We start from the raw sequence: 26,243 nt of genomic DNA on the forward strand, positions 1-26,243 counted from the left end.
ATTCTCCAAAGCCGCCACTTACGCTCGACGCGAGCCCGGAGTGCCCCCATCTACGGCCGCCTTGCACCCCTGAGAGCCAGCGGCACGAGGGGCACCACGAGGGCGAGGTGCAGCAGCGCTGCCCCGAACAGGAATGCGAGCGTCCCACTCGGCCCAACCCATTCGAGCAGCCATATCCCGACCAGGGGCGCTGCGGCCGTGGCGAGCAGCGTCGGCAATCCGAGGCGGCCCATGAGGATGGCGTAACCCTCGCGGCCGAACATCGCCAGGGGCACGGTCCCGCGCACGATGGAGCGGATGCCGCTACCCATGCCGTACAGCACGATGCAGGCCGGGGCGATGCCCGGCGTGGCGACGAGCAGGCCGAGACCAACCGCGACCAGCACCGAGGAGGCGACCAGGCTCCAGATCGGGTGCGCCTTCTTGCCGAAGGTCATCTCGAGCACGCGCCCGCCGACCTGCGCCGGACCGATCAGCGCGCCGAGACCGACCGCCGCCGCAAGCGCCACTCCCTGGGCCTGGAGCAGCATCAGCAGGTGCACGCCGATCACCGTCATGGTGCCGTAGGCGAGGGTGAAGCCCGCGGCGAGGAGAAGGAAGGCGGTCCGCTGCTCCGGCCGCAGGTGCCCGGGTAGCGGCGCATCCGCGGCGGCGGGCTTGGGCGCACGGTCCTCTTCCCGCGGCAGGGCAAGCAGGTAGAGCGGCAGCACCACCACGGCCAGGAGCGCGGCATAGGTCAGGCAGGCGCCGCGCCAGCCGAGATGGGCTGCCAGGAAGGCGGTCAGCGGCCAGCACACGGTGCTTGCGAAGCCGCCGAACAGCGTGACCTGGGTGATCGCCGGGCGCGCGCTTTCGCCATAGAGCCTGCCGAGCGCGGAGAAGGCCGGGTCGTACAGGCCGCAACCCATCCCGGCCCCGATCACCAGCCAAGCCGCGATGAAGAGCGGCAGCGTCGGGGCGAGCCCGATGGCGAGCAGGCCGAGCGCCAGCAGGACGGCGCTCGTCGCCAGCACCGGGCGGCCACCGTGGCGCTCGATGAGGTGCCCGACCCGCGGCGAGACAAGGCCCGAGACCAGCAGGCCGACGGAGAGCGCGCCCACCACCCAGCCGAGCGGCCAGCCGGTCTCGGCGGCGATGGGTCCCGCAAGGACGGCGGGCAGGTAGTAGCTGCTGCCCCAGGCCAGGATCTGCGCCACGCCGACCGCCGACACCACCACCAGCCTCGGGCGGCTGGCGGCCGGGTCTACCGGGGCCGCGCCCCCGGCCATGGCGACCTGGCTCATCTGGCCGGTTCGACCTGGGCGACCCCGAGCCGGGCCTGGCTCCCGCAGCAGGGCGCGTCCGCGGCCGGCGCGGGCTTCGGCGTGCAGCAGGAGGACCCGGCCTCCGGTGCGGCGGGCAGCAGGCGGTCCGAGCTGCAGACGCCCGTCTGGGGAAGGTCGAGCTCGACCCGGCGCGCGGCGGCGACGTCGCCCGCGAGGAAGGCGGCGATGGAGCGGACCTGCTCGTAGCCAGTGGCCAGCAGGAAGGTCGGGGCCCGGCCGTAGGAGGCCATCCCCGCCAGGAAAAGCCCCGTATCGGGCTGCGCCAGCTCCTCGGCGCCATGGGGGCGGACCGTGCCGCAGGAGTGCAGGTTCGGGTCGATCAGCGGTGCCAGCATGCGCGGGCACTCGAGCGCCGGATCGAGGTCCGTCCGAACCTCGCGGAGGATGCCGAGATCCGGGCGCAGCCCGGTCGCCACGACCAACTCGTCCATCTCCACCGCACGCCCTTCGGCGCTCTGGACCGTCAAGGCTCCACCCTCCGTGCGGCGGATCTCGTCCACGGGGAATGGCGCGAGCAGCTCAATGGCGCCGCTCTCGACGAGGTGGCGCAGCCGCTGGCCCAGGGCGCCGCGCTCCGGCAGCTGGTCGGCCGAGCCGCCCCCATAGGCTCGCGTCAGGTCGGCGCTGCGTGTGGCCCAGAGCACCGCCGTGCCTGGCGCCTGACGCGCGAGCTGGCCCAGATCGAGCAGGGTGCCGATGGCCGAGTGCCCGGAACCGACCACCAGGGTCCGCCGTCCACCGTAGCGGCCATGGTCGGTGCCGAGGATGTCGGGCATGCCGTAGCGGATCCGGTCGGCCGCTTCGCGCTCGCCGATGGCGGGAAGGCCGGAGGCGCCTGCGGGGCTCGGACTGCCCCATGTTCCCGAAGCGACGATGACCGCGCTGGCGAGGAGCCGCCTGTCCCGTCCATCCGCGCCGATGAACCGCAGCTCGAAAGGCTGCTGCTCGCGCCCGGCATTGCGGACCTTGCCCGCGCCGAGGCGGGCGATGCCGGTGACGCGCGTGTTCAATCGCAGGCGGGTGGCGATGTCAGGAAGCGCGGCCAGTGGCTTCAGGTAGCGCTCGACGAGGTCGCGGCCGGTCGGGAACTCCTCCGCCTCCGGCGCCGTCCAGCCGTGCCGCTCCAGCAGGGCACCCGCGGCCCGGTCGAGATTGTAGCGCCAGGGCGAGAACATAGGGACGTGGCCCCAGTCCAGCGGGGCCGTGCCGACCGACGGTCCGGCCTCGAGGATGACAGGCTCGAGCCCGCGCGCGAGCAGGTGCGCCGCCGCGGCGAGGCCGACCGGACCGCCGCCGATGACGGCGACAGGCAGCCGCGAGGTGCCGGCGGAAGCTTCGGCACGGGGCTCAGCGCGGCTGGCGCCGCCACAGCACGAACTCATGTCCCATCCTCCTTCATGCCTCGGTGGGCGATGTATTGAGCCGATGAAAGGCTCAGCATTTGCAGCCGGGCCCTGTCTCCCTGCGGGCCTGGGCGGCCCGACCGGTCTCGGTCAGGGCGGTGGTGGCGTCCATCCAGGCGTCCAAGCCAACCCGGAAGGCCTCCCGGCCCTTGCTGGTCAGGGTGTAGACGCGGCGCTCGCGGCCGGAGACGACCTCGGTTTCGGAGGTGACATAGCCGCCCTGCTCGAACTCGCGCAGCGTCGGGTAGAGGGCGCCCTCGGAGGGGGAGCAGCAACCATTCGTGGTCCGCTCGACCGCCCGGGCGATGTCGTAGCCATGCGCGGGGCCATCATGCAGCACCTGCAGGACGAAGAACCGGCTGAGCGCCATCTTGATGGTCCCCGCCCAGTAGGCGCGGTCCGTGAGGTCCGGCGAGGGGCGGGGAAGGGCAGGAAGGGCGGGCTGCCTGGACATATCGCAACCCTATGCCTTGGAGGGCGATGCATCAAGGGAGATGTCCGGCGGGAGGCCAGCCCTGCTGCCAAGCGACCCTGGTGAGGTCTGGCCGGAGCATTAAGAAGTCCTGCTTCAAGGTCCATGCAGGTTTCAGCGCCTAATCCGCCACGGTCGCAGTCCTTACCTCTCTGGCCGAGACGGGGGCTGCTCCAAGGCTTCGCATCCTTGGAGCAGCCAGGAAGGAGCAGGGCATGACGACCAACCAGAATGGGCGCTACGCAGGCAAGGTCGCCTTCGTGACCGGGGCGGCGAATGGCATCGGCCGCGCCGCGGCACTGGCCTTCGCGCGTGAGGGCGCCAGGGTGGTGGTTGCCAATATATCGGAACAAGGCAACCAGGAGACAGCCCGCCTGATCGAGGCGGCCGGGGACAGGCGCTCGCCATCCGCTGCGACGTGATGCAGGCCGAGGAGGTGAAGGCCGCGCTCGGCAAGGTAGCCGAGACATTCGGCCGCCTCGACATCGCCTTCAACAATGCCGGGGTCGAGCAGCCGATATTGGCAGCGGCCGATCTCACGGAGGAGCAGTGGGACCGGATCGTCGGCATCGACCTTCGCGGCGTGTTCCTCTGCATGAAGCACGAGATCCCCTTGATGCTGAAGCTCGGGCGCCGGGGTGAAGGGCTTCGCAGGCCAGGCTGCGTATTGCGCCGCGAAGTTCGGCATCGTCGGCCTCACGAAGGCGGCGGCGCTGGATCATGCGGCATCGGACATCCGCATCAACGCCGTGTGCCCCGGCATCATCGAGACACCGATGATGGACCGCTTCAGCGGCGGCACTCCGGAGGGACGCGCGCACGTGATCGCGCAGGAGCCGGTCGGGCGGATAGGCAAGCCCGAGGAGATCGCCGCGGCCGCATTGTGGTTGTGCAGCCCGGGGGCAAGCTACGTCGTTGGACAGGCTTTCACCGTGGATGGTGGAATGACGGTGCCGTAATCGCGCCGTGGTGCTGCGTTCCCAGGCCGGGGCGGGCTGGCGGATGCAAGGACGGCCTCGCCATCGTGGCGACGTGGAGGCGGAGGAGGTGCGGCGATCTTCCACGCCAGGACCTTCGCACATGCCCTGCGTCTTTTCCCGCATGAGCGGGTTACTTCGCATGACCGGGGTCAGCGCACCCTGCAACAGCACCTGAACAGCAATCGAAGGACCAGGAAGCATGGAGAGCTCTAGCCACCTCTCACTCACCCGGCGAGCCTTGGTGGCCGCTGCTGCCGCCACGGCGGGAGCCACGACGCCCGAAGGGGCCGATGCCCAGCCGGCCTCGGCCGGCAACTCCTCCACCGATGCGGGAACTCCTGCGATGACAAGCGTATCGCTCCGCGTGAATGGCGAGTTGCGCTCCCTGGAGTTGGACACCCGGACGACGCTGCTGGACGCGCTGCGCGAGCACCTGCAACTGACCGGCAGCAAGAAGGGCTGCGACCACGGCCAGTGCGGCGCCTGCACGGTGATGGTGGACGGGCGGCGGGTGTATTCCTGCCTGACCCTGGCCGTCATGCACGAGGGTGACGAGGTCACGACCATCGAGGGGCTGGGCCAGCCCGAGACGCTGCATCCGATGCAGGCTGCCTTCGTCAAGCATGATGGCTACCAGTGCGGCTATTGCACCCCGGGCCAGATCTGCGCCTCGGTGGCCATGCTGGAGGAGATCAAGGCGGGCGTGCCGAGCCACGTGACCGCCGACCTCATGGCCTCCCCCCAGCTTACGGCCGAGGAGATCCGCGAGCGGATGAGCGGCAATATCTGCCGCTGCGGCGCCTATTCCAACATCGTCGAGGCGATCACCGAGGTCGCGGGGAGGCAGGCATGAGGCCCTTCACCTATGAGCGCGCCCGGACCCCGGCCGAGGCCGCCGCGGCTGCCGCGCGCAACCCGGGCGCCAAGTTCATCGCGGGCGGGACCAACCTGCTCGACCTGATGAAGCTGCAGATCGAGGTGCCGAGCCATCTGATCGACGTCAACGGCCTCGGCCTGGACCGGATCGAGGCGACGCCGGAGGGTGGGCTGCGCATCGGGGCGCTGGTCCGCAACACGGATCTGGCCACGGATGAGCGCGTGCGGCGCGACTACGGCGTGCTGTCCCGCGCCCTGCTGGCAGGTGCCACGGGCCAGCTCCGCAACAAGGCGACGACGGCGGGCAACCTGTTGCAGCGCACGCGCTGCCCGTATTTCTACGACACCAACATGGCTTGCAACAAACGCCAGCCCGGCAGCGGGTGCTCCGCCATCGGCGGCATCACCCGGCACCACGCCGTGATCGGGGCGAGCGAGGCCTGCATCGCCACCCATCCCAGCGACATGGCCGTGGCCATGCGGGCATTGGACGCGGTGGTGGAGACGGTGCGGCCGGATGGCACGGCCCGCCAGATCCCGATGGCCGAGTTCCACCGCCTGCCCGGTGAGACGCCGCATATCGAGACGGCGCTGGAGCGGGGCGAATTCATCGCCGCCGTGACCCTGCCGCCACCCCTGGGTGGACAGCAGTTCTACCGCAAGGTGCGGGATCGCGCGTCCTATGCCTTCGCCCTGGTCTCGGTGGCCGCCGTGGTGCAGCGGGACGGCACGGGGCGCGTGGCGCTCGGCGGCGTGGCGCACAAGCCCTGGCGCGTCGAGGCTGCCGAGGGCGAGCTGACGCGCGGCGCCAAGCCCGCGATGGCCGCGATCCTGGGCGGCGCGCGGCCCACCCATGAGAACGCGTTCAAGCTGACCCTTGCGGAGCGAGCGCTCGCCTCCGTGCTGGCCGATGCAAAGGGCTGAGCCATGAAGTTCGACACCCCAGCGACCAACAACCCCATCGACCAGCTCAAGGTTGTCGGCCGCCCGCTGGACCGCATCGACGGGCCGCTCAAGACCACCGGCCAGGCCCCCTATGCCTATGAGCGGCACGACGCCGTGCGCAACCAGGCCTATGGCTTCATCCTCGGCTCGGCCATCGCCAAGGGGCGGATCGACGCCATGGACACCGCCGCCGCCCGCAAGGCGCCGGGGGTGCTGGCCATCGTCACCACCCTGGACATGCCGCGGCTCGAGAAGGGTCCGATGAACACCGCCTCGCTGTTCGGCGGGCCGGAGATCCAGCACTACCACCAGGCAATTGCTGTGGTGGTGGCCGAGAGCTTCGAGCAGGCGCGCGACGCCGCCGCGGCGATCCGGGTGGAGTATGTCCGCCAGCCCGGCCGCTTCGACCTGGCCGCCGAGGCACCGAAGGCGAAGCTCGTGCCGGGCGACAGCGGCGAGGGCAGCGGGGCACCACCTGAGGAACGGGTCGGCGATTTCGAGGGCGCCTTCGCCACGGCGGCAGTGAAGTTGGATGCGACCTACACCACGCCCGACGAGAGCCACGCGATGATGGAGCCGCACGCGACCATCGCCGCCTGGGAGGGCGACAAGCTCACCATCTGGACCTCGAACCAGATGATCGCCTGGGGCAAGCGGGACCTGGCCAAGACGCTGGGCATCCCGGCGGAGAATGTGCGGCTCGACTCGCCTTATGTGGGCGGCGGCTTCGGCGGCAAGCTCTTCCTGCGCGCCGATGCCGTTCTCGCGGCGCTGGGCGCGAAGGCCGCGCGACGCCCGGTGAAGCTCACGCTCACCCGCCCCCTGGTCGCGAACAACACCACCCACCGGCCTGCGACGATCCAGCGCATCCGGCTGGGCGCGGGGCGGGACGGCAAGCTCACCGCCATCGCGCATGAGAGCATCTCGGGCGACCTCGAGGGGGGGCAGCCGGAGACGGCCGTCTCGCAGACCAAGCTGCTCTATGCCGGGGCGAACCGGCTGACCTCGTTGCGTCTCGCCGTGCTCGACCTGCCGGAAGGCAATGCCATGCGCGCGCCGGGCGAGGCGCCGGGCCTGATGGCGCTCGAGGTTGCGATGGACGAGATGGCGGAGAGCCTGGGGATGGACCCGGTCGAGTTCCGCATCCTCAACGACACGCAGGTCGATCCGGAGGATTCGGAGCGCCGGTTCTCCCAGCGCCAGCTGGTGGAATGCCTGCGCCTCGGTGCCGAGCGCTTCGGCTGGAGCCGCCGGAGCGCGACGCCCGGACAGCGGCGGGAGGGGCGCTGGATGGTGGGGATGGGCGTGGCGGCCGGGTTCCGCAACAACCTGCTGATGAAATCCGCCGCCCGCGTGCGTCTGGACGGCCAGGGCGTGGTCACGGTCGAGACCGACATGACCGATATCGGCACGGGCAGCTACACCATCATCGCCCAGACGGCGGCGGAGATGATGGGTGTGGAGCTGGGCCAGGTGCGTGTGCGCCTCGGGGATTCCAGCTTCCCGGCCTCCGCGGGTTCGGGGGGGCAGTGGGGCGCCAACAACTCCACTGCGGGCGTCTATGCCGCCTGCATGACGCTGCGCGAGGCCGTGGCCCGGAAGCTTGGCTTCAACTCGGCGGAGGCGGAGTTCGTCGATGGCCAGGTGCGCTCCGGCAACCGCAGCGTGCCGCTTGGCGAGGCGGCGGGTGCGGACGGCATGGCGGCGGAAGACCAGATCGAATACGGCGACCTGGCCAAGCGGTACCAGCAATCCACATTTGCCGGGCATTTCGTCGAGGTCGGCGTGGATGCGGCCACCGGCGAGACGCGGGTGCGGCGGATGCTGGCCGTCTGCGCGGCGGGACGGATCCTGAACCCGAAATCCGCCCGCAGCCAGGTGATCGGCGCGATGACCATGGGCGTGGGCGCGGCGCTGATGGAGGAGCTGGCGGTGGACAAGCGTCACGGCTTCTTCGTCAACCACGACCTCGCGGGCTACGAGGTGCCGGTGCATGCCGACATCCCGCACCAGGAGGTCATCTTCCTCGATGAGGTTGACCCGATCTCCTCGCCGATGAAGGCCAAGGGGGTGGGCGAGCTCGGGCTCTGCGGCGTCGGTGCGGCCATTGCCAACGCGGCCTACAACGCGACGGGAATCCGTGTGCGGGACTACCCCATCACGCTGGACAAGATGATCGCGCGGCTTCCAGAGCTGGCCTGACCGCGTGAAGCGTCGGGAGGGGTTCCATTATTGGCGCCTCTCCCGATGGAGGCCTACGCCCCTCGCCGTTGAAGGCTGCGACGTCCTGGGCGCCCTCGGACAGCGAGGGGCGTGCGGCCCACGGCCGACCATCGAAGCACAGCAATGCCCAGCCTGTCGCCCAACCATCCGGGTGGTAGAGAAGCGGGAACAGCGTGGCTGTTTCCCGCCATGCACCACCTCCGCGTCCGGGACCTCAAACGAGATGGGGAACCGCGCCCACATCGCTGGCCTGTGCAACAGCGCCCCGCTCTTGGCTGAACCTTGCCATTCGCTCGGCCTTCATCCTGGTTGCTCCGAAGCAGTTATTGCCAGCAGCAATGCGTGAGCAGCTTCGAAGAACACCGGTCAGCCCTTGGCAGCGATCGCCACGAGTTCCTCAAGGTCGAGATCACGCTCCAGATTGTGGAGTGTCTCGTCGTCGATCTGCCGTGCTCGATGCAGGCGGACGAGTTCGGCACGTCCGGCTGCCACGGCGGCGAGGATGACGTCGTAATGGTCGGCAATCGCCTGGTCGCGTTCCTTCGGGCTTCCGAGGAACTCCGCCGAGAGAGTCGCCCGCCGCCGGTAGCTGTCGAGCAGGCGTGGGTGGAGAAGCGAACCGTCGGATGCGTAGGCCGCCCGCTCGACCTCTGCGAACTGCGCCTTGAGCATGGCTACCTCCGCACCAGAAAGGTCGAGCGGTGGCTTGCTGCGCTCGTCCTCCCGCAATCCGGCGAGGCGAATGACAGGACCAAGCGTCGTCCCCTGGACAAGTACCGTCACCAGGATCACCGCGAAGGCCGTCACCAGCATCAGGTCGCGTCCCGGCATCGTCTCGGGCAGGGTCAAGGCCACGGCGAGGGTCACGACGCCGCGCATGCCCGCCCAGCTCATGACGCTCGCGGCCTGCGGGCCAAGGGGCTCCACCCCACGCCAACCCAGCCGGTTCAGAATTCCAAGAACGGCATCCGAGCCGAAGATCCAGGCAAAGCGAGCGAAGGTGACGGCCGCGATGATCGCCGCGACCGACCAGGCCATGTCTTCCAGCACGACACCGATCCCGCCGACGCGGTCGATGACCCCGCGCAGCGACAAGCCGATCAGGATGAATACCGCGGCCTCAAGCAGGGAGATCATCACCTGCCAGAACGAGAGGGCACGGATGCGGACGCTCGCTGTCAGAATGGTATGCTGGTACCAGCCACAGACGAGACCAGCCGTGACGGTTGCAATGACGCCGGAGGCGTTCAGCATCTCGCCGGCGACATAGCTCGCCCAGCACACCAGCATCGAGGCGGCGATCATCAGGGTTTCGTCACCGAGCCGGCGTAGCAGCAGGACCCAGGCGGCGCCGATTGCGCCGCCGACCGCGATCCCACCGCCGACAAGGATCGCGAAGCTGCCGATGGCGTCGCCGAGGCTGAAGGTCCCGGTGACGACCGCCGCCACCGCGAAGCGGAACAGCACGAGCCCAGTCGCGTCATTGATGAGGCTTTCGCCTTCCAGGAGGGTGCCAAGCCGGCGCGGCAGCTTCACGCGCTGCAGGATCGCCCTGGCCGAAACGGCATCGGGCGGCGAGACAATGGCGCCCAGCGCGACGCAGGCCGCCCAGGGCAGGTCCGGCAGGATCATCTTGGCAACGACCGCAACGACCGCCGTCGTGAACAGCACCGCGCCGACCGCGAGCGAGGCGATGCCGGCAAGATGGCGTCGGAAGTGCGCCAGGGCGGTGAACCAGGCGCCATCCATCAGGAGTGGCGGCAGGAATATGACCAGCATCAACTCCGGATCGAGCTCGACGGTCGGCAGGCCCGGCATGAAGGCCAGTGCACCGCCGCCCACCAGCAGCGCAACCGCCGGCGGAAGCCCCAGGCGATGGGCCGCGTATTGCAGCACCAGCACCGCCATGAACATGCCGACGATGAGCTCGAAGATCTCTACGGAGTGCATGTCTTGCCGAACCATTCGAGTGATAACGGCAAACTCACCCCGGGGACCAGCGCCACGTCAACCGTGGCATCCGCCCCTGGTGGCCATGCGCGGGCACGGATGGCGTCGGACGAGGTCATTCCGGAGTCACACAGTGATTGTCGGCTGCTACTACCTCGGCAACCTTTGTGCTGGCTTGCGCTGAACCGGTCCGGCTTTGCAGGTGGCCGGTAAGCTTGGGTCACGCCGCCATGGCGGGTGCCTCGAGCTGAGCATAGTAGTGCTCCGCTGTCTGGGCGGGCGGCACCCTGCAGATCGGCTCGACCCCGTGGGCCTCACGCTCCAGCGCCCTGATCCCCGCCTGTTCGCCGTCGTCGAGCCGGTCCGCAGACCCTGGTCGTGTTCCACTTGCCGCACCGACTTGCGCAGGGTTTCGGCTGTGGCGTGGTTGTCTCCGTGGTCCAGCACCATCCGGACCACCCGCTTACTCGCTCTCGCTTCGGCTGGCTTGGCGGCAGCGAAGCCCGGTGCGGGGCGGGGCGCAGGTCTCGGGTTTCATCCCCTCCGTCAGCCTCCACACGCAGCGGTTGCACGGTTTGTATACTACCGCTTAGGCTTTCTCCCAACCGGGCTCGGGACCCGGATACGGAGGGAGAATGTCCATGCCCATGCATCGTGCCGCCCTTGCGGCGCTGCTGGCCAGCGCCGTCGCTGGTGTGGCGGCCGCCCAGGGGCTGACGCCGGAGCGCATCCGCGCGGCGACCTCGGGCGTCGACCAGCAGAGCATCATCGCCAATGCGGCGACGGGGCGGGACTGGCCGAGCTATGGCCTCAACTTTTCGGAGAACCGGTTCAGCCCGTTGCGGGCGGTTACGAGCGAGACGGTCGGGCAGCTCGGCCTCGCCTGGTCCTACGACCTCGGCTCGCGTCGCGGCGTGCAGGCGACGCCGGTGGTGGTCGGCGGGGTGATGTATGTCACCGCCTCCTGGAGCGTCGTCCACGCCGTCGATGCCAGGACCGGGCAGCCGCTCTGGACCTTCGACCCGCAGGTGCCCAGGGAGCATGGCGAACGGGGCTGCTGCGACGTGGTCAATCGTGGCGTCGCGGTGCATCGCGGCAAGGTCTATGTCGCCTCCTATGACGGCCGGCTCTTCGCCCTCGATGCGGCGACGGGGCAGAAGCTCTGGGAGCGGGACACGATCATCGACCGCAGCCGGGCCTATACCATCACCGGGGCGCCGCGCGTCTTCGCCGGCAAGGTCGTCATCGGCAATGGGGGCGCCGAATATGGCGTGCGCGGCTACCTCACCGCCTTCGATGCGGAGACGGGAGAGCAGAAATGGCGCTGGTTCTCCGTCCCCGGCGACCCGTCGAAGCCGCCGGAGGATGAGAGCATGGCGCGCGCCATGCGCACATGGGACCCGGCCGGGCGCTGGTGGGAGGCCGGCGGCGGCGGGACGATGTGGGACACCATGGCCTACGACCCGCAGCTCAACCTGATGTATGTCGGCACCGGCAACGGCTCACCCTGGAACCGCAACCTGCGCAGCCCGGCGGGTGGCGACAACCTCTATCTCAGCTCGATCGTCGCGCTGAACCCGGAGACGGGCGCCTATGTCTGGCACTACCAGGAGACGCCGGGCGACAACTGGGACTTCACCTCGACCCAGCCCATGATCCTGGCCGAGCTCGACATCAACGGGCGGCGGCGCAAGGTGGTGATGCATGCGCCGAAGAACGGCTTCTTCTTCGTCATCGACCGTGAGACCGGCGAGTTCATCTCGGCACGCAACTTCACCGCGGTGAACTGGGCGACGGGCTTCGATAGCGAGGGGCGGCCGGTGGAGAACCCGGCCGCGCGCAGCGCGACCGAGCCCTTCGAGGCGATCCCGACCGCCTATGGCGCGCGCAACTGGCACCCGATGTCCTTCAACCCGCAGACCGGCCTCGTCTACATGCCGGTGCATGGCGTGCCGCTGACCCTCTCGCCGGATCAGGGCTGGCGGATGAATGCGGCAGCGCCCAACCGTTTCCAGAGCGCCTCGGGCTGGAATCTCGGCTTCTACCTGAATGCGGTGGAGCCGAAGGCGAAGCCCTTCGGCCGCCTCGTCGCCTGGGACCCGGTGCGGCAGCAGGAAGCCTGGGGCGTGGAGTATGGCGGGCCCTGGAATGGCGGCACGCTGACGACGGCGGGCAACCTCGTCTTCCAGGGCACGGCGGATGGGCGTTTCATCGCCTATGACGCGCGGGACGGGAAGAAGCTGTGGGAGGTGCCGGTGAGCTCCGGCGTCGTGGCCGCGCCCTCGACCTATGAAATCGATGGCGAGCAATACGTCTCCATCGCGGTCGGCTGGGGCGGGGTCTATGGCATCGTGCAGCGGGCGACGGACCGGGTGACGCCCGGCCGCGTCTATACCTTCAGGCTCGGCGGCACGGCTCCGATGCCGGCGGTGGTGGAGGCGGAGCGGCGGCCGCTGGTCGGCGGCATCAGCTACACGGCGGCGGATGCGCAGGCGGGGACGGGGCTCTACATCGCCAATTGCGCCGGCTGCCATGGCGCGCCGGGCGTCAACAATGGCGGCAACGTGCCCAATCTCGGCTATGCGCGCCGCGAGCTGCTGGAGGAACTGCCGCATGTGGTGCTGGAAGGCGCCTTCCTCGGCAGCGGCATGCCGCGCTTCGCCGGGCGGCTGGACGAGGCGCAGGTGCTGCAGATCCGCGCCTTCATCCTGAGCGCGGCGGAGGCCGTGGGGCGGCGCTGAGCCCCCTGGCTGGAACCTGCCCTGGCCGGCGCCTGCCGGCCAGGGCCGCGGCCCGGTCAGGCCTCGTCTTCCTCCCCTTCGGCATCCACCTCGACCAGCAGAACGGCGTAGCTGTCGGCATCGAACTGGTCGGCGCTGTCGGTTGCCTTGGCCTCGGCGAGGCCCTGGTCCCAGAGCGCGGATTCGGAGGCTGTGGCGGGGCGGACCGAGAGCGGCTCCTCCCCGTCCCAGAGGGGTTCGCCATCCTCCTCGAAATCCTGCAGGTCCGGGCCGATGGAATGGGTGGCGAGTTCCTCGGCGGCCGCGCTGTCCTTCTCAGGAAAGACGAGCAGGGCACGGCCGGCGACTTCGATGGTGAACAGGCTCATGGTGGGTCTCCGGGAGGAATTCGGGCTTTAACACGGCGAGGCGGCCAACGTTCGCCGGGTCAATCCTCGAAGAAGGGCGTTTCCTCGCTGGCCGGGCCGCGGAGCAGGATGTCGAAGCGGAAGCCGCCGGAGCCGTCCTCCGTCGCTACCAGGAGCGGGCGGCGGGCGGCGGGCAGGAGGCCGAGGACCGGATCGGCGGCATTGGCCTCGGAGAAGCCGGGGAAGAACAGGGTGGTCGAGACCGGGCGCATGAGGCCGGAGGCCATCACCAGCAGGTTCACATGCGGGGCGCGGTCGAGGAAGCCACCGGGCAGCAGGGTGTGGAACTCGTAGCGGCCCTCGGCATCCGTGACGGCGCGGCCCCAGCCAAGGAATTCCGGGTCGGCCTCCTGCCAGCCCGGATCGGCGGGATGGCGGAAGCGGCCGGCGGCATCGGCCTGCCAAGCCTCGACGACGGCATTGACGCAGGGCAGGCCGCCTTCCCTCAGCACGCGGCCCTGCAGGCGGATGCGGCTGCCGCGGCGGCTGGGCGGGGCGTCGGGCGCGATGCGGGTGAGGTCGTTGTCGCCCTCCTGGACGAAGGGGTGGGGGAAGAAGGGGCCGATGGTGTGGCAGGAAAGCGGGATCACGGCGCCCCCCATCAGGCCAGTGGGGGCGTCGCCTGGCGGCCACGCAGCACGATGTCATGGCGGTAGCCGAGCCACCCGGCACCGACTTCCGCCGGGGGCAGGGGGCGGGCGAGGAGGCGGTCGCGCGCCGCGGTATCGGGCACGGCCATGAAGATGTGGTCCAGCGGGTTCAGCGGGTCGCCGGGGAAGAACATCTGGGTGACGAGGCGGGCGAGGCTCGACGGGCCGAGCACGGAGAAATGGATATGCGGCGGCCGCCACCAGACCGCGGCGCCGGGCACCGGGTAGGCCCCGGGGCGGATCGTGAAGAAGCCGTAGCGGCCCTCGGCATCCGTCCGCACCCGGCCATGGCCGCGGAAATTCGGATCGAGCGGCGCGTCCCGCACGTCATTGGCATGGGCGTAGCGGCCCGCGGCATTGGCCTGCCACAGCTCGACCACGGCATCGGCAACCGGGCGGCCATCCTCGTCGAGCACCTGGCCGGCGAGGTGGATGAGCTGGCCGAGCGCGGGGCGGCCCGGGCTGGGTTCGGCGAGATTTGCCTCGCCGCAGGGCAGCTTGCGGTGCAGGGCGATGGGGCCGGCGATCTCGCCGCGGCCGGGCGGGCGGCGGATCGGTGGCTGGCTCGGCGTATGGGTGAAGGTGCCGGGATAGCCGGGCGTCGGGACGATCGGGACGGTCCCGGCCGGCAGCGGGTCGAAGCGAGCCGGCAGCGCATGCCGCTGCATGGTATTTCTTCCCTGGACGTGTTGCCGTCGAGCATGCCCGAGCCGATGCTGCGGCGAAAGCCGCGGGAGGGGGATATGGACCGGGGCGTCGCCAGCCATGGCGCGGCGCGGATCGCCTGGCGGGCCGAAGGGCAGGGGCCGGCGGTGCTGCTGCTGCCCTCGCTCGGGCGCGGGGCGGAGGATTTCGACGTGGTGGCGCCGCTGCTGGCCGCGGCGGGGTTCCGGGTGGTGCAGCCGGAGCCACGCGGGATCGGCGGCTCGGCCGGGCCGATGGAGGGGCTGACGCTCTACGACCTGGCCGGAGATGCGGCGGCGGCGCTCGCAGCGGCCGCAACGGGCCCAGCGGTCGTCGCCGGGCATGCCTTCGGCAATTGGGTAGCGCGAGCCATGGCGGCGGCACGGCCGGATCTGGTGCGGGGCGTCGCCCTGCTGGCCGCCTCGATCGACACCGCGCTCGACCCGGCGATCCGCGCCTCGATCGATGGAAGCTTCGACCCGTTGCTGCCGGAGGCGGAGCGGCTGGGGCATCTGCAGCGCGGCTATTTCGCGCCGGGGCATGATGCGCGCGTCTGGCTCGCCGGCTGGCATGCGCCGGTGGCGCGGATGCAACGGGCGGCGACGGCGGCGGCCGATGCGGGCTGGAAGCGCGTCGCCGAGCGGGTGCCGGTGCTCTACCTCGCCGCCGCCGAAGACAGCATCGCGCCGGTGCCGACCGAGGCGCGGCTGCGCGAGGCGCTTGGCCCGCGGGTCGCGATGGTGGTGGTGCAACGGGCGGGGCATGCGCTGCTGCCCGAGCAGCCGGCGGCGGTAGCCGCCGCGCTGGTGGATTTCACGCGAAGGATGCAGGTATGAATTTCGAAGGGTTGGAGTGCTTCGGCGTGGCGGTGACGGAGCATGTCGCCACGGTCACCATGCGCCGGCCGCCGGTGAATGCGCAGAATGCGCGCTTCCGCGAGGAGATCATCCGCATCTTCGACATGCTGCATGACAGCCCGGAGGTGCGCGCCATCGTCCTGACCGGGGAGGGGCGGGCCTTCTCGGCCGGAGCCGACCTCAAGGAGCGGCCAGGCCTGGCGGGCGAGCGGGGTGCCTATCCGCGGCACAACCGGCTGGTGCGGGCGGCCTTCGACTGCGTGATGGAGTGCGGCGTGCCGGTGATCGCCGCCATCAACGGCGCGGCGATCGGGGCGGGCTGCGTGCTGGCGCTCTCAGCCGATATCCTGGTCGCGGCGGAAGGTGCCTTCCTCTCGATGACCGAGGTGGATGTCGGTCTGGCGGGCGGGGTGCGGCATGTGCGCCGGCATTTCGGCGAGTCGGATGCGCGCCTGATGATCATGACGGCGCGCCGCATCACCGGGCCGGAGCTGCTGCGCATGAACGTGGTCTCGGCCTGCGTGCCGGATGCGGAGCTGATGCCGACCGCGCTCGGCATCGCGCGGGAGATCGCCGGCAAGGTGCCCCTGGCGGTACGGGCGGCCAAGCGCTCCTTCCAGGTCACGGAGGAACTGCCGCTGCAGGATGGCTACCGGTTCGAGCAGTCGCAGACCGTGGCGCTGGCCTCAAGCGAGGATACGCGGGAGGCGCAGCGCGCCTTCGCCGAGAAGCGCAAGCCCGTGTTCAAGGGACGGTAATCCCGGCCCCCCGGTTGAACTCCGCGCCCGGCCGCCGCAGGATGCGTCCCAGCGGCCCCGGACAGAGGGCCATGGGGGATCATCCGAGCCTATGCGAATCACCGCGGTCGAATCCTCGGTTATTTCCATGCCCTTCACCATGGGCGGGCCGCATGGGCGTTTCGCCGGGCAGCTCTGGGAGCGGATGGAGATCCTGCTTGTCCGGGTGGAGACGGAGGACGGGCTGGTCGGCTGGGGCGAGGCCTTCGGCCATGCCGCCATCGCCACCACCAAGGCGGCGCTCGACACCATCGTCGCACCGCTGGTGCTCGGGCAGGACTCGGCCGACATCAACGGGCTGACGCGGCGGGTGCTGCACGGGGTGCATCTGCTCGGGCGCAACGGGTCTTTCGTCTATGCCTTCTCCGGCGTCGAGATCGCCCTCTGGGACATCATGGGCAAGCGCTGCGGCCAGCCGGTCTGGCGGCTGCTCGGCGGTGCGGCGCCGGAACGGATGCCGGCCTATGCCAGCCTGCTCTCCTATGGCGGGGATCTCGACCTCGTCGCGCGCAACACGGCGGAGGCGGCAGCACGCGGTTACCGGCACATCAAGCTGCATGAGGTGACGCGGGAGGCGGTGCTGGCGGCGAAGCGGGCCGCGCCGGGTGCCGAGATCATGCTCGACGTGAACTGTGCCTGGACGCCGCCCGTGGCGCGGGAGATGGCACGGTCGCTTGCCGGCGACGGGCTGTTCTGGCTGGAGGAGCCGGTCTGGCCGCCGGAGGATGCAGGCGGCCTCGCCAGCCTGGGGCAGTATGGCATCCCGCTTTCGGCAGGCGAGAACACGGCGGGCCTTTTTGGCTTCCAGACGCTGATCGAGGCGGGCGCGATCGAGATCGCGCAGCCGAGCGTCACCAAGGTCGGCGGCATCGGCGAGATGCGGCGGGTGATCGGGCTCTGCGAGGCGCATGGGGTCACCGTCATGCCGCACAGCCCCTATTTCGGTCCGGGCTTCGTGGCCACGCTGCATGTGGCGGCGGCGCTGGTCGAGCGGCCGATGATCGAGGTGCTCTGGCTCGAGATGGAGCCGAACCCCTTCGACCCTTGGGTCCGCTGCCCGGATGGCCAGGTGAGGGTGCCGCAGGGGCCCGGGCTCGGCGCGGACCCGGACCCCGATATCCTGGCGCGGACGACACGGCTGCCGCCCACCCGAATCGCACTCTGAACCACAAGAACATCAAGGGAGAGAACCATGCCCATCACTCGCCGCGGCCTAGGCCTCGCCGCCGCCGCCACCGGCCTTGCCGTGCCTGCCCTCGCGCAGAGCGAGCCTATCCGGATCGGCTGGCTGGCCGCCCTTACCGGGCCAAGCTCGGCGCCGGCCGTCGGCTTCAATCGTGGCGTGATGTACGCCGCCGAGGCCATCAACGGCGCCGGCGGCGTGAAGGGCCGCAAGGTTGAGATCATCACCCGCGACACCCAGGGCGACCCGACCAAGGCGGTGAACGCGACTCAGGAGATGATCAGCCAGCTTCGCGTGCATGCGATCTGGGGACCGACCAACTCGGGCGAGTCGCTTGCGGTGACGGCGATCATGGCCCGCGCCAAGATGCCGAACATTCATCCCTGCGTGGTGGACAGCCTGATCGACCCGGCAAAATACCCGAACGCCTTCCGCATTGCGCCGTCCAACACGCAATGGGACGATGCCGTGCGCGGCTACACGCTGAACATCGCCAAGGTGAAGAAGGTCGCCGTCATCGGGGACACCACGGGTTACGGCGTGAGCGCCGCCAATGCCTCGGCCACTGCCTTTCAGAAGGATGGGGCGGAGGTCGTGTACAAGGCGAATATCGACGCGACGCAGCCGGACATGACGCCGGACATGCTGCGGGCCAGGAATGCCGGGGCGCAGGCGATCATCATCTGGAGCGTCTCGACCGGGATGATCGCACGGCTGCTCAATACCCGTGCCAATATGGGCTGGGACGTGCCCTTCATCGGCCACCCGGCGCTGGCCTCGGGCGAGATCGGCGCGCTGATCGACAAGCCAGCCAATTGGGAAAAGGTCTACGCCATCGGCTACAAGAGCTGCAGCTACGACGCTTCCGGCAAGCTGCCCCCGCGGAACGAGGAGCTGTTGCAGCGCCTGCAGGGCAAGGTGAACCTGCACGATACCCTTCTCTGGTGGGTAGCCTGCGGGATCGACGCCGTCGATCTGGTGGCGAAGGCGGTGGAGGCGACCGGCTCCGTCACCAAGGAGGCGATCACCGGCCATTGGAACGGGCTGAAGGACTATCCCGGCTATTTCGGCGAGTACAGCTTCACCGCGACGGACCATAACGGCTATCCGGTGAAGGATGTGGTGATGTCGGCGGCCTCCTCGGGCAAGAACGGCACCTTCGCGCTCGCGCCGGGCTACGGCTGAGCCGCATGCTCGCCTCGATCCTTGCTTCGGGACTGGCGGTCGGCGCGGTCTATGCGCTGATCGGCATCACCTACAACACCATGTTCTCGACCTCGCGGGTGATGAGCTTCACCGCGGGCCAGCTTGGGATGCTGGGCGGCGTGTTCGGCTCGCTCTTCATCCTGCGGCTCGGCCTGCCGGTGATCCCGGGGCTGCTGGCGACGCTGGCGGTCTGTGCGCTGATCGGGGTCGTGACGGAGATCGTGGCGGTCCGGCCGGTGCTGAAAAGCCTCGACCAGCACCTCTATGTGCTCTCGACCCTGGCGTTGGCCTTGCTGATCCAGCATGCCACGGCGCTGGAGTGGAGCACCGAGCCGCAGCCCTTCCCTCGGCTGCTCGGGCTCGGGGCCGGGATCTGGGACGAGAAATACTGGCTGCCCGTGGTGGCCTGCATCGTCACCATCCTCGGCCTCGAATACCTGTACCGCTACACGCTGGTGGGGCGGGCCTTCGTCGCCATTGCCGAGGATAATTTCGCGGCCCGGGCCCTTGGCCTGCCGGAGCGGAATCTGCGCATGGCCAGCTATGCGCTGGCCGGGGCGGTGGGCGCGCTGGCCGGCTTCTCGGGCGGACAGCTGCTGCTGGCCTTCTTCGCCAACGGGCCGCTGCTGAATTTCTATGGCTTCATCCCGGTCGCGCTGGGCGGCCTGGGGAATAACCGGGGCGCCGTGATCGGCGGGCTGCTGCTGGGGTTGTTTCAGCAGGCGGCGAATTTCATGGTGGGGGGCATCTTCTCCTCGGTCGCGGTCTTCACCCTGTTCATCGTCGTGCTGCTGGCGCGGCCGCAGGGCATGTTCGGCGCGCCGCAGGCGCGGAGGGTCTGAGGATGGCGCGACTCTGGCCTTTCCTGGCGCTCCTGGCGCTCGCCCTGCTGCTGCCGCTGACCGGCAACGAGTACTGGGCGCTGATTGCGACGCGCGCCTGCATCTACTGGGTGCTGGTCGCGGGGCTCAACCTTATCGTCGGCTTCGCCGGGCAGCTCGCCATCGGCTATGTCGCCCTGTTGGCGATCGGGGCCTATACAGCGAGCGTCTTCACTGCCGGAACGGTGATGGAGCCGTTGCCGGCCTTTGTCGCGCTGGGCATTGCCGCGGCGGCGGGGGCGGTGGCCGGCGTGGTGGTCGGGCTGCCGGCGCTGCGGCTGCGGACCTTCTATTTCGCCATGACGACCCTGGGCTTCGCCACCATCGTCACCCAGATCACGCTGGCCTGGCAGGACGTGACGGGCGGCGGTATCGGCATTCCCGGCCCGGCCCTGCCGGCGCCGATGGATACGGCCTGGGGCTTCTACTATTTCTGCCTCGCCCTCGCCGTGGTCTGCACCTGGGCGACGGCGAACCTGGCCCGCAGCCGGTTCGGCCGGGCGCTGGTGGCGATCCGGGATTCCGAGGTGGCGGCGGAAGCGAGCGGTATCGCCAAGCCGCGGCTGCTGGTGATGATCTTTCTGTTCGCCGGGGCGCTGGCGGCCTTCGCGGGCGGCCTCTTCGCCACGCTGCAAACCTATATCACGCCGGATGCCTTCACCTTCGACCTGTCGCTGCTCTTCTTCATCGCCATCCTGATTGGTGGGCGCGGCTCCATCCTCGGGCCGCTGCTGGGGACCATCCTGCTGACGCTGCTGCCGGAAGTGGCGGCGCCGCTCGCGGCCTGGTCCACCTTCCTCTATGCGGCGCTGCTGCTGGTGATCGTGCTGGCGATGCCGGGCGGGATCGCGGCGCTGATCGACCGCAGCAGCCGGCGGCCGCTGCCCGAGGACCGGACGATCCGCCCGCGGGCCGAGGCACTGGCGACGCTGATCGGGGAGCGGGGCGAACGGGCCGTACTCTCGCTCCGCGGCATCGTGCTGGCCTTCGGCGGCGTGCGGGCCATCGACGGTCTCGATCTCGATCTGCGTCAGGGTGAGGTGCATGGGCTGATCGGGCCGAATGGCAGTGGCAAGACAACTACGCTCAACGTCATCTCCGGCTATTACCGGCCGCAGGCAGGAAGCATGGCCATCGGCACGGCGGAGCTGCCGGTCGGGCAGCCGGAGGGACGGGCGGGGCGCGGCATCGCCCGCACCTTCCAGACGCCGCGGATGATCGGCGAGGCGACGGTGCTCGAGAATGTCATGATCGGCGCTACCATCGAGGGCCGGGCTGGCTTCCTCGAGGCGATGCTGTCGCTGCCGCGGCAACGCGCTGAGGAGCGCGTCATGGCGGAGCGGGCGCGGCTGGCGCTGGAGGCGGTGGGGCTTGCGGGCCTCGCCGGGGTGCGGGCCGACCGGCTGCAGCACAGCGAGCTGCGCTTCATGGAGATTGCCCGGGCGCTCATGTTGCGGCCGGAATTCCTCATGCTTGACGAGCCGGCCGCGGGGCTGTCGGTCGAGGAGATCAAGCGGCTCGGGGCGCTGATCCGGGCGGTGAGCCGGCGGGGTGTCGGTGTGCTGCTCGTTGAACATCATGCCGACCTGATCTTCGACATCTGCGATCAGGTGACGGTGCTCAATCTCGGGCGGGTTCTGGCGGCGGGGACGCCAGCCGAGATCCGCGTCCATAAGGAGGTCGTCAGTGCCTATCTCGGCGCCTGAACCGCTGCTGGAGGTGGCGGGGCTCTGCTCCGGCTACGGCAAGATCGCGGTGCTGCATGGGATCGACCTGCGCATCGGTGTGGGCGAGGTGGTATCGCTGCTGGGACCGAACGGGGCGGGGAAGACGACGCTGCTGCGCGCCATCTCCGGCCTGCTGCCGCTGAGTTCGGGCCGGGTGCGGTTCGGTGAGGTGGAGCTGGCTGGCACCGACCCTCGCGTTGCGGTGCGGCAGGGCCTTGTCCATGTGATCGAAGGGCATCGGGTCTTCACCCAGATCTCCGTCACCGACAATCTGCTGCTGGCCGGCTACGATTTGCCACGGCGGGAGCGGATGCAGCGGGTGGAGGAGGCGCTTGAGTATTTCCCCGAGATCGCGGCGAAGCGCCAGGACAAGGGCGGAGCGCTGAGCGGTGGGCAGCAGCAGATGCTGGCGGTGGCCCAGGGGCTGGTGCAGCGTCCGCGGCTGCTGATGCTGGACGAGCCCTCGGCGGGCCTGTCGCCCGTGCTGGTGGACCGGGTGCTGGGCGTGGTGCGGGCGCTGAAGGCGCGGGGCACCGCCGTGCTGCTGGTGGAGCAGTTGATCGAGAAGGCCCTGGCGGTCTCGGACCGGGTCTGTGCCATGGCGCAAGGCCAGCTGGTGCTGGAGGCACGCGCCGATGAGGACGACCTGCCGCATCGCCTCGAACGGGCCTATTTCGGCCAGGATGTCCCGACCGCCCTGCATGGATGATTCAGGATTTCCAAGGACCTTCCGGTCCTGGGTGAATAGAGCCTGAGGGAGGCAGTGCCTCCCTCCTTGCCACTCCCAGTGCGGCGATGAGCGCCGGGGCCGGTAGCTCCTCCGGCGTTGCCACGCCCCAGTCGAAGGGAATATCCGCGTCGATGGGCCTGACAGTGAGGCCTGAACGGGGGCCTCGCTGGATAGGGGTTACGCCGCAGCCGGCGCATATGGCGCTCAGCGAAATGTTGGTGTCGATCACCTCCGTCCGGGTGACGCCGGCCTTGCAGAGCGGCATCAAGGCGATGGCAGAGGTGGTTGGGATTGGCCGTCGATATGATGCGGCGGCGGCGAGGGCGCTGAGCGGGACTCCGCGCGCTGGAGGCTTATGCGACGCAGCTGCTGGACGATGGATGGTCGGAGAGGAGTAGGGCATGGCCGAGGATGACCTGATCGAGCGGCTGCTGGGCATCGAGCCCGGCTCACCACTCGCCGCATTGCGGCTGCAGCGGGAGGCGATCCGGCGGCATGCCCAGGGCGCCTGGCGGGAGCTGGTGCTGCCCGAGACGCCGGGTGGGGTCAGCCATGCCGAGCGGGCGGCGCTCGCCCTGTTCGTGGCGCAGCGCGGTGGCGATGCGGCGCTGATCGCGGAATGCCGGACGATCCTCGCCACAACCGGGACGCCGCCGGCCGGGCCGCGGACCGAGTTGCTGGTGCGCTACGCCGAGATGGTGGCCGAGGCGCCGGAGTGCTGCGGCCAAGCGGATATCGACGCACTCGCGGCGCAGGGGATGTCGCCGCAGGACATCGTGGCGGTGACCCAACTCATCGCCTTCGTCCCCTTCCAGATCCGGCTGCTCGCCGGCTTGCGGGCGATGCAGGAGGAGCAGGCGGCATGACGCGCTTCACCATGGAGGAGGTCAGCTGGGAGCCGCGCATCCCGCCAGTCGAGGCGGAGAGCGCGACGCCCGAGCAGTTGGCGGCGCTCGAGGCCTGCCCACCCGCGCAGCGACGCTCGACCTATTTCCTCACGCTGGCTCAGGATCCTGCCTCGCTCGGCGAACGGGGCGCGCTGTTCAACAACGTGATGTATGCGGCGCGAGGGCTGCCCCGGGCGGAACGGGAGCTGGCGACGACCGTCGTCTCCATCGTCAATGGCTGCATCTACTGCACTTCGGTGCATGCGCGGCGCTTCGCCGAGCTGACCAGGGAGCCGGCGGAGATGCAGCGGCTCCTGGAGGAGGGGATCGGAACGGATCTTTCGCCGCGGCGGCGGGCCATTGTTGATTTTGCGGCGAAGCTGACGGCCGAGCCGGGAGCGATTGGTGCGGCGGATCTCAAGCCATTGCGGGAGGCCGGGCTTGATGATCTGGAAGTGCTCGACCTGATCCATTCGATTGCGATGTTTGCGAATGCCAACCGCCTGATGCAGTCGCTCGGCCGATCCATCGCGCCCTGATGGGGCAGCGTTCGTTGCTGGCCTTAGCTGGTCTGGCGCCGACAGCGTTGGACGCGCGTCGCAGCACCGCGCGGCATCACGCTCGACTGAGCAGCAACGCCTCGACGGCGGCGCGGTCGGCCGTCACCCCGTCCCGGGCCCGCAGCGCGCCGGCTGCGGAGGCGAAGCGCATGGCTTCGGGCAGCGTCATGCCCTCGGCGATCGCCAGAGCATAGGCGCCGTGGAAGACATCGCCGGCACCGGAGGTGTTGGTGGCCTCGACGGGAAAGGCCGGGGTTTCCTTGGGTGTCTCCATGCCTTCGGCCATCCAGAGCGTGCCGCGCTCGCCGCGGGTGACGGCCGCCAGCTTGGCACCGCTGGCAAGCGCCCGGCGCAGCCCCTCGGTCGGGCTGGTGCCGGGGGCGAAGATCTGCAGCCCCGGCACGGAAAAGATGGCGTGGTCCACCAGCGGGACCAATGTCGCGAGCAGGCGTGCCTCGCTCTTCTCCGCATCGAGGACGCTTGGGATGCCGCGCTCGCGAGCGGCGCGCAGGGCGGCCTCGGCGGCGCGGGGCCAGCGCGGGTCGCAAAGCAGGGATTGCGCCTGTCCCAGTGTCTCCATCGGCAGCACGCCGGGATCGAGGTCGAGCCCCTCGCCGCGGAAGGCGATGACGACGCGCTCGCCCACCGGGTCGAGCAGCACGGCGGATACCGGGGTGCGGGCACCGGGCGCGATACGGATGGCGCTGGTATCGACACCATAGCCTGCGAGTTCCTCGGCCAGTGGGCCGCCATTACGATCGTCGCCGACACGGCCCCAAAAACGCACGCGGCCGCCCATCCTGGCGACGGCGATGGCCGCATTGGCGGCGAGTCCACCGACGCCGAGGCTGTAGCGCCTGGCCGTCTGCTTGGCCGGGGGCTGCGGGATATCCTCGACCCAGAAGCTATGGTCGGCGACCACATGGCCAAGGCAGATGACGAGGGGTGCGGATCCGATCATGCGAACCGAGTGTACCAGCGGCAGCGTGCAGGGCGAGTGCCCTTCGCGGCCCGCGCGGCATCGGCATTAGTCGATGCGTATGTTGGTCATCTGCACCATTCTGGCAAAGAAGGCGAATTGCTGTTCGCGGAAGGCGGCGAAATCCTCGACCGAGTTGGGGCGGGTCAGGGCGCCGAGGCCAGTCAGACGGTCGAGCGTGGCAGGCTCGCGGATGACCGCGTTCAGCGCGGCGTTGAGTTCGCCGATCAGCGTGGCTGAGGTGCCGGCCGGAGCGAAGAGGCCGTTCCACTCCCAGGTTTCGTAGCCGGGCAGGGTCTCGGCAAGGCCCGGTACGCCGGCCAGAACGCCGACCGGCGCGGGGCCGGTATGGGCAAGGCAGCGCACCTGCCCCGCTTGAAGCAGCGGCAGGGTGGTCGGCACATTGCTGAATTGCAGGGGCACGCGGCCGGCGATGAGGTCGTTTCGCGCAGATGCCATCTCACGATAGGCGATATGGGCGATCCGGATGCCGGCCATGTGGTTCAGCAATTCCAGCGAGACATGCTGGGCGGTGCCGATGCCGGTCGTGGCGCAATCGAGCCCACCAGGCTGCGACCTGGCGAATTCGATCAGGGCAGGCAGGGTCTGCGGCCCGAAGCCGTTGCTGGACATCAGCGTATTCGGCGTGACCATGGTCAGGAAGACCGGCAGCAGGTCCCGTCGCGTGTCATATGGCAGCCGGTTGCCGAAGAGCGACGGGTTCACCGAATGCGCGGTCGCGTCATAGAGCAACGTGGCGCCGTCGGCGGGTGCCCGGGCGACGGCCTGGGCGGCAACGGTGCCTGCGGCGCCGGGGTGGTTCTCGACCACGAAGTTCTGGCCAAGCCGGGCCCCGAGCGCGGCGCAGATGATCCGGCAGACCACATCCGCCGTGCCGCCGGCGCTATAGGCATTGATGACGCGGATGCTGCGTGGCTGGGCGCGGGCGAGGGCAGGCGCCAGCAGGGTGCCGGCGGTGAGGATCAGGCCGCGGCGCGGGACGGCAGTCACAGCGAGGCACCGCCATCAATCGCCAGTTCGGCGCCAGTCATGTAGCTGCTGTCCTCGGACAGGAGGAAAAGGACGAGCTTTGCCACTTCCTCGGCTGTACCGTTGCGCTGCATCGGCACGAGCCGTGTGCGGACCGCATTCTCCTCCGGCGTGCGGATCTTCAGCATTTCGGTGTCGATCGGGCCGGGATGGACAGAGTTGACCCGGATACCGCGGGGCGCCAGGTCGATGGCGGCCGCCTTGGTCATGCCGCGCAGCGCCCATTTGGTTGCGCTGTAGGCGATCGCGCCGGGCGATCCGCGCAGGCCTGCGGTCGAGGAGATGTTGACGATAGAGCCGTGGCCAGCGCGTTCCATGGCCGGCACCACTGCCTGCATGCCGAGGAAGCAGCCAAGCTGGTTGATGCGGGTATGGCGCTCGAAAAGCGCCGCATCGGTCTCCATAAGGGTTTTCGGGATGTAGATCCCGGCATTGTTGACCAGCCCACGCAGCGGGCCGAGCGCCTCAGCCGCGGATACGGCACGCGCCCAGCCTGCCTCCTCGGTCACGTCGTGATGGAGGAAGCGGGCGGCGGGGCCGAGTTCGGCGGCAAGCGCCTCGCCCTCGGCGTCGAGGATATCGGTGAGCAGGACGCAACCGCCCTCGGCCACGATCAGCCGGGCTTCGACGGCGCCCTGGCCGCGGGCACCGCCCGAGATGAGTACGGTGCTGCCCTGGAAGCGTCCCATGATGTCCTCCCCGCTTTTGTCCCCGATGGTGAACCGGGACG

General features: G+C 69.7%; 23 protein-coding genes and 1 pseudogene. 14 read left to right on the top strand and 10 right to left on the bottom strand.

The features are described 5' to 3' along the window. Nucleotides 1–50: 50 nt before the first annotated feature. The 3 genes from BLR02_RS02980 to BLR02_RS02990 are packed head-to-tail and all read right to left on the bottom strand — an operon-like array spanning nucleotide 51 to nucleotide 3,182. Complete coding sequence (locus BLR02_RS02980; protein ID WP_218127844.1) at nucleotides 51–1,283, bottom strand: MFS transporter; 1,233 nt, start codon at nucleotides 1,281–1,283, stop codon at nucleotides 51–53. Then, nucleotides 1,280–2,707, bottom strand: a complete 1,428-nt coding sequence (locus tag BLR02_RS02985) for an NAD(P)-binding domain-containing protein (protein ID WP_090660308.1) — start codon at nucleotides 2,705–2,707, stop codon at nucleotides 1,280–1,282. Before BLR02_RS02985 ends, BLR02_RS02980 begins: the two co-directional genes overlap by 4 nt. A 52-nt stretch (nucleotides 2,708–2,759) precedes the next feature. After that, complete coding sequence (locus BLR02_RS02990) at nucleotides 2,760–3,182, bottom strand: PadR family transcriptional regulator (protein ID WP_090660311.1); 423 nt, start codon at nucleotides 3,180–3,182, stop codon at nucleotides 2,760–2,762. A gap of 233 nt (nucleotides 3,183–3,415) precedes the next feature. Between BLR02_RS02990 and BLR02_RS30975 the strand changes: the two are divergent. The 4 genes and pseudogenes from BLR02_RS30975 to paoC all read left to right on the top strand — a co-directional run bounded on the left by BLR02_RS30975 (nucleotide 3,416) and on the right by paoC (nucleotide 8,203). After that, a pseudogene (locus BLR02_RS30975) lies at nucleotides 3,416–4,159 on the top strand (SDR family oxidoreductase). A 220-nt stretch (nucleotides 4,160–4,379) separates the two neighbouring features. Then, a complete protein-coding gene (gene paoA / locus BLR02_RS03000) occupies nucleotides 4,380–5,033 on the top strand; it encodes an aldehyde dehydrogenase iron-sulfur subunit PaoA (RefSeq protein WP_090660314.1) in 654 nt (217 codons plus the stop codon). Then, nucleotides 5,030–5,980 (top strand): FAD binding domain-containing protein, encoded by a 951-nt coding sequence (locus tag BLR02_RS03005; RefSeq protein WP_090660317.1) that lies wholly within the window; start codon nucleotides 5,030–5,032, stop codon nucleotides 5,978–5,980. The genes paoA and BLR02_RS03005 overlap by 4 nt, the downstream gene beginning before the upstream one ends. 3 nt (nucleotides 5,981–5,983) lie before the next feature. After that, on the top strand, nucleotides 5,984–8,203 hold the full coding sequence (gene paoC, locus BLR02_RS03010) for an aldehyde oxidoreductase molybdenum-binding subunit PaoC (protein ID WP_090660320.1): 2,220 nt from the start codon (nucleotides 5,984–5,986) through the stop codon (nucleotides 8,201–8,203). A 387-nt stretch (nucleotides 8,204–8,590) separates the two neighbouring features. Here the strand turns inward: paoC and BLR02_RS03015 are convergent, their stop codons facing one another. Then, entirely contained in the window at nucleotides 8,591–10,189 is a 1,599-nt protein-coding gene (locus tag BLR02_RS03015) for a Na+/H+ antiporter (protein WP_342670554.1), read from the bottom strand. Nucleotides 10,190–10,815: 626 nt separating this feature from the next. On the opposite strand from BLR02_RS03015, the gene BLR02_RS03020 reads away from it, so the two are divergent. Further along, nucleotides 10,816–12,915, top strand: coding sequence for a PQQ-dependent dehydrogenase, methanol/ethanol family (locus BLR02_RS03020; protein WP_218127848.1), 2,100 nt, complete (start codon nucleotides 10,816–10,818; stop codon nucleotides 12,913–12,915). Between the two features lie 56 nt (nucleotides 12,916–12,971). Here the strand turns inward: BLR02_RS03020 and BLR02_RS03025 are convergent, their stop codons facing one another. From BLR02_RS03025 to BLR02_RS03035, 3 genes are read right to left on the bottom strand one after another with little or no spacing between them, the layout of a single operon-like run. Next, a complete protein-coding gene (locus BLR02_RS03025; RefSeq protein WP_090560988.1) occupies nucleotides 12,972–13,283 on the bottom strand; it encodes a hypothetical protein in 312 nt (103 codons plus the stop codon). Between the two features lie 59 nt (nucleotides 13,284–13,342). Then, nucleotides 13,343–13,912, bottom strand: coding sequence for a protocatechuate 3,4-dioxygenase subunit alpha (pcaG, locus tag BLR02_RS03030; RefSeq protein WP_176849348.1), 570 nt, complete (start codon nucleotides 13,910–13,912; stop codon nucleotides 13,343–13,345). Between the two features lie 11 nt (nucleotides 13,913–13,923). Continuing rightward, nucleotides 13,924–14,640, bottom strand: coding sequence for a dioxygenase family protein (locus BLR02_RS03035; RefSeq protein WP_090660328.1), 717 nt, complete (start codon nucleotides 14,638–14,640; stop codon nucleotides 13,924–13,926). A gap of 33 nt (nucleotides 14,641–14,673) precedes the next feature. Between BLR02_RS03035 and BLR02_RS03040 the strand changes: the two genes are divergently transcribed. The 9 genes from BLR02_RS03040 (at nucleotide 14,674) to BLR02_RS03085 (ending at nucleotide 23,463) form a co-directional block, all read left to right on the top strand. Continuing rightward, nucleotides 14,674–15,492, top strand: a complete 819-nt coding sequence (locus BLR02_RS03040; RefSeq protein WP_090660331.1) for an alpha/beta fold hydrolase — start codon at nucleotides 14,674–14,676, stop codon at nucleotides 15,490–15,492. Further along, nucleotides 15,489–16,271 (top strand): enoyl-CoA hydratase/isomerase family protein, encoded by a 783-nt coding sequence (locus BLR02_RS03045; RefSeq protein ID WP_090560992.1) that lies wholly within the window; start codon nucleotides 15,489–15,491, stop codon nucleotides 16,269–16,271. The genes BLR02_RS03040 and BLR02_RS03045 overlap by 4 nt, the downstream gene beginning before the upstream one ends. A 91-nt stretch (nucleotides 16,272–16,362) precedes the next feature. Beyond that, nucleotides 16,363–17,475 carry a mandelate racemase/muconate lactonizing enzyme family protein gene (locus BLR02_RS03050; protein ID WP_176849349.1) on the top strand — a complete coding sequence of 371 codons (1,113 nt, stop codon included), beginning with the start codon at nucleotides 16,363–16,365 and terminating at the stop codon, nucleotides 17,473–17,475. Nucleotides 17,476–17,502: 27 nt separating this feature from the next. Next, nucleotides 17,503–18,678, top strand: coding sequence for an ABC transporter substrate-binding protein (locus BLR02_RS03055; protein ID WP_090560994.1), 1,176 nt, complete (start codon nucleotides 17,503–17,505; stop codon nucleotides 18,676–18,678). A 5-nt stretch (nucleotides 18,679–18,683) separates the two neighbouring features. Further along, nucleotides 18,684–19,541: a branched-chain amino acid ABC transporter permease gene (locus BLR02_RS03060; RefSeq protein WP_090560995.1), complete on the top strand. Its 858-nt coding sequence runs from the start codon at nucleotides 18,684–18,686 to the stop codon at nucleotides 19,539–19,541. Between the two features lie 2 nt (nucleotides 19,542–19,543). Beyond that, nucleotides 19,544–21,286 carry a branched-chain amino acid ABC transporter ATP-binding protein/permease gene (locus BLR02_RS03065; protein ID WP_090660337.1) on the top strand — a complete coding sequence of 581 codons (1,743 nt, stop codon included), beginning with the start codon at nucleotides 19,544–19,546 and terminating at the stop codon, nucleotides 21,284–21,286. Continuing rightward, nucleotides 21,267–22,016: an ABC transporter ATP-binding protein gene (locus BLR02_RS03070; protein WP_176849350.1), complete on the top strand. Its 750-nt coding sequence runs from the start codon at nucleotides 21,267–21,269 to the stop codon at nucleotides 22,014–22,016. The genes BLR02_RS03065 and BLR02_RS03070 overlap by 20 nt, the downstream gene beginning before the upstream one ends. A 422-nt stretch (nucleotides 22,017–22,438) precedes the next feature. Beyond that, entirely contained in the window at nucleotides 22,439–22,903 is a 465-nt protein-coding gene (locus BLR02_RS03080) for a CMD domain-containing protein (RefSeq protein WP_090660345.1), read from the top strand. Beyond that, a complete protein-coding gene (locus BLR02_RS03085) occupies nucleotides 22,900–23,463 on the top strand; it encodes a peroxidase-related enzyme (protein WP_090660350.1) in 564 nt (187 codons plus the stop codon). The genes BLR02_RS03080 and BLR02_RS03085 overlap by 4 nt, the downstream gene beginning before the upstream one ends. A gap of 76 nt (nucleotides 23,464–23,539) precedes the next feature. Here the strand turns inward: BLR02_RS03085 and BLR02_RS03090 are convergent, their stop codons facing one another. The 3 genes from BLR02_RS03090 to BLR02_RS03100 all read right to left on the bottom strand — a co-directional run bounded on the left by BLR02_RS03090 (nucleotide 23,540) and on the right by BLR02_RS03100 (nucleotide 26,202). Beyond that, nucleotides 23,540–24,445 carry a PfkB family carbohydrate kinase gene (locus BLR02_RS03090; RefSeq protein WP_090660356.1) on the bottom strand — a complete coding sequence of 302 codons (906 nt, stop codon included), beginning with the start codon at nucleotides 24,443–24,445 and terminating at the stop codon, nucleotides 23,540–23,542. A 66-nt stretch (nucleotides 24,446–24,511) separates the two neighbouring features. After that, nucleotides 24,512–25,474, bottom strand: coding sequence for a Bug family tripartite tricarboxylate transporter substrate binding protein (locus BLR02_RS03095; RefSeq protein WP_090660359.1), 963 nt, complete (start codon nucleotides 25,472–25,474; stop codon nucleotides 24,512–24,514). Beyond that, the gene (locus BLR02_RS03100; protein WP_090660362.1) at nucleotides 25,471–26,202 is read right to left on the bottom strand and encodes an SDR family oxidoreductase; all 732 of its coding nucleotides are present in this window, start codon (nucleotides 26,200–26,202) and stop codon (nucleotides 25,471–25,473) included. Before BLR02_RS03100 ends, BLR02_RS03095 begins: the two co-directional genes overlap by 4 nt. Between the last annotated feature and the right edge of the window lie 41 nt (nucleotides 26,203–26,243).

Source organism: Belnapia rosea, assembly GCF_900101615.1.
Classification (GTDB): Bacteria; Pseudomonadota; Alphaproteobacteria; order Acetobacterales; family Acetobacteraceae; genus Belnapia; species Belnapia rosea.